At 60.5% G+C, this 5,670-nt stretch carries 4 protein-coding genes and 1 pseudogene; 4 read left to right on the plus strand and 1 reads right to left on the minus strand.

All coding sequences use genetic code 11. The features are described 5' to 3' along the window. Positions 1-94: pseudogene (locus ABW043_RS14910) on the minus strand (hypothetical protein); the annotation flags it as partial. A gap of 736 nt (positions 95-830) precedes the next feature. Here ABW043_RS14910 and ABW043_RS14915 point away from each other — a divergent pair. The 4 genes from ABW043_RS14915 to ABW043_RS14930 all read left to right on the plus strand — a co-directional run. Next, positions 831-3,857 (plus strand): helicase-related protein, encoded by a 3,027-nt coding sequence (locus ABW043_RS14915; protein WP_353921990.1) that lies wholly within the window; start codon positions 831-833, stop codon positions 3,855-3,857. Between the two features lie 3 nt (positions 3,858-3,860). Beyond that, on the plus strand, positions 3,861-4,265 hold the full coding sequence (locus ABW043_RS14920; protein ID WP_353921991.1) for an RNA-binding S4 domain-containing protein: 405 nt from the start codon (positions 3,861-3,863) through the stop codon (positions 4,263-4,265). Positions 4,266-4,449: 184 nt separating this feature from the next. After that, on the plus strand, positions 4,450-4,788 hold the full coding sequence (gene fdxA, locus ABW043_RS14925) for a ferredoxin FdxA (RefSeq protein WP_295412660.1): 339 nt from the start codon (positions 4,450-4,452) through the stop codon (positions 4,786-4,788). A 368-nt stretch (positions 4,789-5,156) separates the two neighbouring features. After that, the coding region (locus tag ABW043_RS14930; protein ID WP_353921992.1) for a CarD family transcriptional regulator at positions 5,157-5,670 on the plus strand (514 nt) is incomplete at its 3' end.

Below are 5,670 nucleotides of genomic sequence, written 5' to 3' on the forward strand. Positions count from 1 at the left end.
AAACGCGATTCTTAAGTGCTTGTTTATGCTTGTGAATGCGCTTTTGGGATGTTTGGACCTCCGGGTAAGGCGCTGGTGTGTTCGGGCCCGGCGGCCGCTACATGTGGTGGAGAACAAAGCCAGCATTGTCGCCGAAGCTTGATTCTGGCCCTGTTCGTTCTGTTTTTGGACCAAAGGTTAATCGCGACGTCGGCTACCCATCAAAAGTGCCCGCTTTTGATACACACTGCGTTTCGATGAGCCGGGTGCGGTTCGACGCTGTCCGGCCGTTCGGAAATTTCTGCCACGCCCTTACGACTCCTGGCCCTTGCTCTCGACGGTGGCGTCGGGCGCAAACAGGGCCCGCAATGTGGTGGCATCGTTTGCTGGGCGCCCCTATCGCGATCCGCTCAGATCACTGTCAGCATCCGCCCCAGGCTGGGACGTCAAACGGAAAAGTATGAATATTGCGCCGCTGAACCGCCGTGGTGGTTGGGGCAGAGTGCTAACGGCAAAGAAAAATTTCGGCGTCAGGACTTCACTCTTCGTTCGTAAACACCTGGAATTCTTTGATTTTCATTGTTCCGTAACAAAACTGAATGGGATTTGCCGCAAATCGGTCATGCGCGACGCTGGTGTGACGGTGATAGTGGCTTTTCCCAATGCCAGCCCACTAGATGTTGCCGTGAACAAACCCAGATTCCCGAGTCGAAACCGATTCTGTCCCTGTTCGTTCTATCTCCGTTCCAAATCTTAATGGGCCCGGGCAGTGTCACAAAAAGGCGTGCTTTAGTGGGACAATTGCTCTCGCCCCTCGCCATGGCAGGTTCGGCACCCTAAATAGGGAAGCGATGACTTCTTTCTCCTCCCAGTCGGTCAAGGCCATTTTGGGCCCGACCAATACCGGCAAGACCCATTACGCCATCGAGCGCATGCTGGCCCATCCCACGGGGATGATCGGCCTGCCGCTGCGCCTTCTGGCGCGCGAGGTTTATGCGCGGGTCGTCGAGCGCGTCGGCGCGCAGGCCGTGGCCCTAGTAACGGGCGAAGAGCGTATCGTGCCGCCAAAGCCGCGCTACTGGGTGGCGACAGTGGAAGCCATGCCCATGGATATCCATGTCGACTGCGTAGCGGTCGATGAAATCCAGACGGCGACCGATTTCGATCGTGGCCATGTGTTTACCGACCGGATCCTCAAGGCCCGGGGTTTTCACGAGACGCTGTTGCTTGGCTCGGGCACGATGGCCAATGTCATCCGCAAACTGCTGCCGCATGCCGAGATCATCGAGCGGCCGCGCTTTTCTCAACTGACCTATGCCGGCTCGAAGAAAATTTCTCGGCAGCCGGGGCGCAGCGCCATCGTCGCCTTCTCCGCGCGCCAGGTTTACGCCATTGCCGAGTTGATCCGTCGCGAACGGGGCGGGGCCGCCGTGGTCATGGGCGCGCTTTCCCCCCGCACCCGCAATGCGCAGGTCGAGCTTTACCAGAATGGCGATGTCGATTTTCTCGTTGCCACCGACGCCATCGGCATGGGGCTCAATCTCGACATCCAGCATGTCGCCTTTGCCGACGACACCAAATTCGATGGTCGCCAAAGCCGTCCGCTGACGCCGGCCGAGATTGGCCAGATCGCCGGCCGCGCCGGACGGCACAAGCGCAATGGCACCTTTGGGGTCACCGGGGGCACCGAGGGTTTTGACGAAGAGCTGGTCGTGCAGCTCGAAACGCATGACTTCGAGCCGGTCAAGGTTCTGCAATGGCGCAATTCGGTGCTGGATTTTTCGTCCATTGATCGGCTGCGGTCGAGCCTTGAAAAATCGCCTGAGGACAGAACTTTAACCCGAGTGCCGATCGCGACTGACCAGTTGGCGCTGGAATTTTTGTCGCGAAATGAGGCGGCGGGGCTCGCGCGCGGCCACGAAGCGGTCAAACTGCTCTGGGAATGCTGCCAGATTCCCGACTATCAAGGGATATCGCCGGCGGCGCATGGCGAGATCGTCACCCGGATCTTTTCGGATTTGAGGCAAAATGTATCGGTCAACGCTGATTGGATTGCCGAGCAGGTCCGCTTTTGCGACAATGCCGAAGGTGACATTGAAACGCTCAGTCACCGGATCAAGCAGATCCGGACCTGGACCTTCGTCGCCAACCGCAAAAACTGGCTTGCAGACCCACACTATTGGCGCGAAAAGACCCGTGAGATTGAAGATCGCCTGAGTGATGCCCTCCATGAGCGTCTCACCCAGAGATTCGTCGACCGGCGCACCAGCGTGCTGCTCCGCCACCTGAAAGACAAACGTATGGTATCTCCCGAGATCAATGAGCGCGGCGAAGTAAGGCTGGAAGGCCACCTTCTCGGCACGCTCGAAGGCTTCCGCTTCACCCTGGCGCGCTCCGATGGAGAGCTCGATGCCAAGGGCACCCGCACCGCAGCGGACCAGGTCGTGGCTCCGGAGATCCGCAATCGCGCCGATCGCCTCGCGGGCGCGCCCAATGAGGAATTCGTTCTGGCAACCGATGGTCGTCTGCGCTGGCGCGGCGATGTGGTGGCAGAACTTGCCGAAGGCGATAGCCTCTATCGGCCGCGCATCATCATGCTCGCCGACGAATCGCTGACCGGCATCGATCTCGAACGCGTGCAGGATCGCCTGTCGCTTTGGCTGCGCCATCACGTCAATACGACCCTTGAACAGGTCATGGCGCTTGAGGCTCCGGCCGACGTCGATGGTCCGGCTCGCGGTATCGCCTTCCAGCTGTTCGAACATCTGGGCCTTCTGCCACGCGGCCAGGTTTCCGACGAGGTCAAGAACCTCGACCAGGATGTGCGCGGCAAGATGCGCAAGCTTGGCATCAAGTTCGGCGCCTATCACATCTATCTGCCGCTTTCGCTGAAGCCGGCGCCGCGCGAACTGGCCCTGATCCTTTTCGCACTACGCAATGGCGGCATTCGCCAGCCGGGCGTCACCGACATCCCGCATATCGTGCTGTCAGGCCGTACCTCGTTCCTCGTTGATCCTGAAGTCGATCCGCGTCTTTACGAGATCGCCGGCTTCAAGGTGGCCGGCAAGCGCGCCGTGCGCGTCGATATCCTCGAACGCCTCGCCGACATCATCCGCCCGCTGATTGCCATCGATCCCACGCGGTTCCAGGGTGAACCGCCGGCCGGCGCTGCCGAGGGCAATGGTTTCCGCGTGACCGTCGAAATGACGAGCCTGCTTGGTTGCTCGGGTGAAGATTTCGCTTCGATTCTCTCCTCGCTTGGCTATCGCGTCCGCCGGACGCCCAAGGTTGCAACGCCTGCGGCAGAAGCCAGCGCGGACGCGCCGGCGCTCGACGCAGTGCTGGCTGACAATCCGGCCGAGGTCGATGCGCCTGCTGAAGACGCGCCGGTTGTCGAGACGGCCGACGAGGTTCCAGCCGTAGCCGAGACGCCGACTGTTGCCGAAGGTGTTGTCGACGAAGCTGTGGTCGCGGAAGCGGCAGCGCCTGCCGAGCCGGAATTCGACGAAATCTGGTTCCCCGGGGGCCGTCGCCACAACGAGAACAACCACAACGGCAAGAACCGGTCGGAAAATCGTCGCCGCGACAATGCCGAGGGTGGGGAAGCCAAGACCGAAGGCCGTGGCCGTCCTGATCGCTCGCGCCCGAAGGGGCCGCGTCGCCCCGAGGGGGAAGCTGCCGCCGCTCGTCCTGCCGGCAATGCCAACGCCCGGCCTGCCAATACGCGTCCGCGCAACGAAGAGCGTCCGCGTCCGGACAACAAGAACGAGCGTCCGGAACGCGGCGACCGTCGTCCGCCGCGGGAAGAGCGCAAGGTTGCCTTCGATCCGGACAGCCCGTTCGCTGCCCTTGCCGCCCTGCGCGGCAAGGCGGAGTAAGATTTGACAGGGCCGGGCGAAACGCTTCGCAAGGAGCGGCTCGACCGGTTCCTGTTTTTCTCGCGCGCCGTCAAATCGCGCACCTTGGCGCAAAAACTCATCGAGACTGGTGCCGTTCGGGTCAATTCCGAACGGACTGATCGTACCGATCATAAGGTCGGCGCGGGTGACGTCCTTACCATGTCGCTGCATGGCCGGATTATCGTCTGGCGCATCCTCGACGCCGGTACCCGGCGTGGACCGGCCAGCGAGGCCCAGGGGCTCTACGAAGACATTTCGCCGCCCTCGTTACCCAAAGCCGAGCGCTCGCCCTATGAGGCGGCCATTGCCGAGCGTGCAGCCGGTGCCGGTCGACCGACCAAGAAAGAGCGTCGCGAGACCGATGCGCTGCGGAGCGAGGACGACTAGGACGTCGTCACTATCCGCGGGCCCGGCTCGGCAGGCACACAATTTCAGCACAGCCTGATTTTGCGCCAATCCGTCCCGCGCTACCGCCTTGCCCGAAAACTGAAAAGAGTTTAGCACCAAACGCGTTGAGACTGCCGCCGCGCCAGCCCCCAGGCTGCGGCGCCCGCCAAGGACTGCCCTCTCTATGACCTATATCGTCACTGATAATTGCATCGCCTGCAAATATACGGACTGCGTGGAAGTGTGTCCGGTGGACTGTTTCTACGAAGGCGAGAACATGTTGGTCATTCATCCCGATGAATGCATCGATTGCGGCGTCTGCGAGCCCGAATGCCCGGCCGAGGCTATCCGCCCCGACACCGAAAGCGGCCTCGACAACTGGCTCGAACTCAATCGCAAATATGCGGCCGCCTGGCCCAATCTGACCGAGCGCCGCGATGCCCTGCCTGAGGCAAAAGAGCGTGATGGCGAGACCGGCAAGCTCGAAAAGTACTTCTCCGAAGAGCCCGGCGAAGGCGATTGATGGCTCAGGCGCTTCTACTGGCGCCGAGAAGTTAAGCATTAGCAAGGATTTGTCATCGCTCTGTCACGGGCAGACGAGGACGCGGAAGGGACGAGTTGCGGCAGCGATTCGTTCCTTTTGATTTTGCTGAATTTTTGTGCTATGGTCCTTCTAAATGCAGTTCAGCCCTTCACCCAAACCGTGCCGCAAGGCACGATTTTTTTGACACAACATTCCCTGTTGCATGGTGCTTCGGAACAAAGCGGAACCGAAGACCGTGGGTGTTCGTACTGTAAAAGGGCCCGTTCAAGCGGGCGAAGTAGTTTGGATGGACAGTCCTTCCCGCAAGGAACTGCCCATTCTGGGGCGTCAACAAGGAGTTCCAGCATATGGTAGCCAAGAAGTCTCAGCAGCGGCTCGGGTTTAAGACGGGTGAGTACGTCGTCTATCCGGCCCATGGCGTCGGTCTGATCGTCAACATCGAAGAGCAGGAGGTCGCTGGCCTCACTCTCGAACTGTTTGTCATCAGCTTCGAGCAGGACAAGCTGACCCTTCGCGTTCCCGTTGCCAAGATCAAGTCCGTCGGCATGCGCAAGCTGGCCGAAGAAGACGAAGTCAATAAGGCCCTCGAAACCGTTACGGGCCGTGCTCGCGTCAAGCGCACCATGTGGTCGCGCCGCGCCCAGGAATATGAAGCAAAGATCAATTCGGGCGATCTGATCGCCATTTCGGAAGTTGTGCGCGATCTCTATCGTTCCGACGACCAGCCCGAGCAGTCCTATTCCGAACGCCAGCTCTTCGAGCAGGCCATGGACCGCATGAGCCGTGAAATCAGCGTCGTCAACAAGCTGACGCTGACCGAAGCCGTGCAGCTCATCGAAAAGCAGCTCGCCAAGAGCCCCA

This window comes from Devosia sp., assembly GCF_040509215.1.
Lineage (GTDB): Bacteria > Pseudomonadota > Alphaproteobacteria > Rhizobiales > Devosiaceae > Devosia.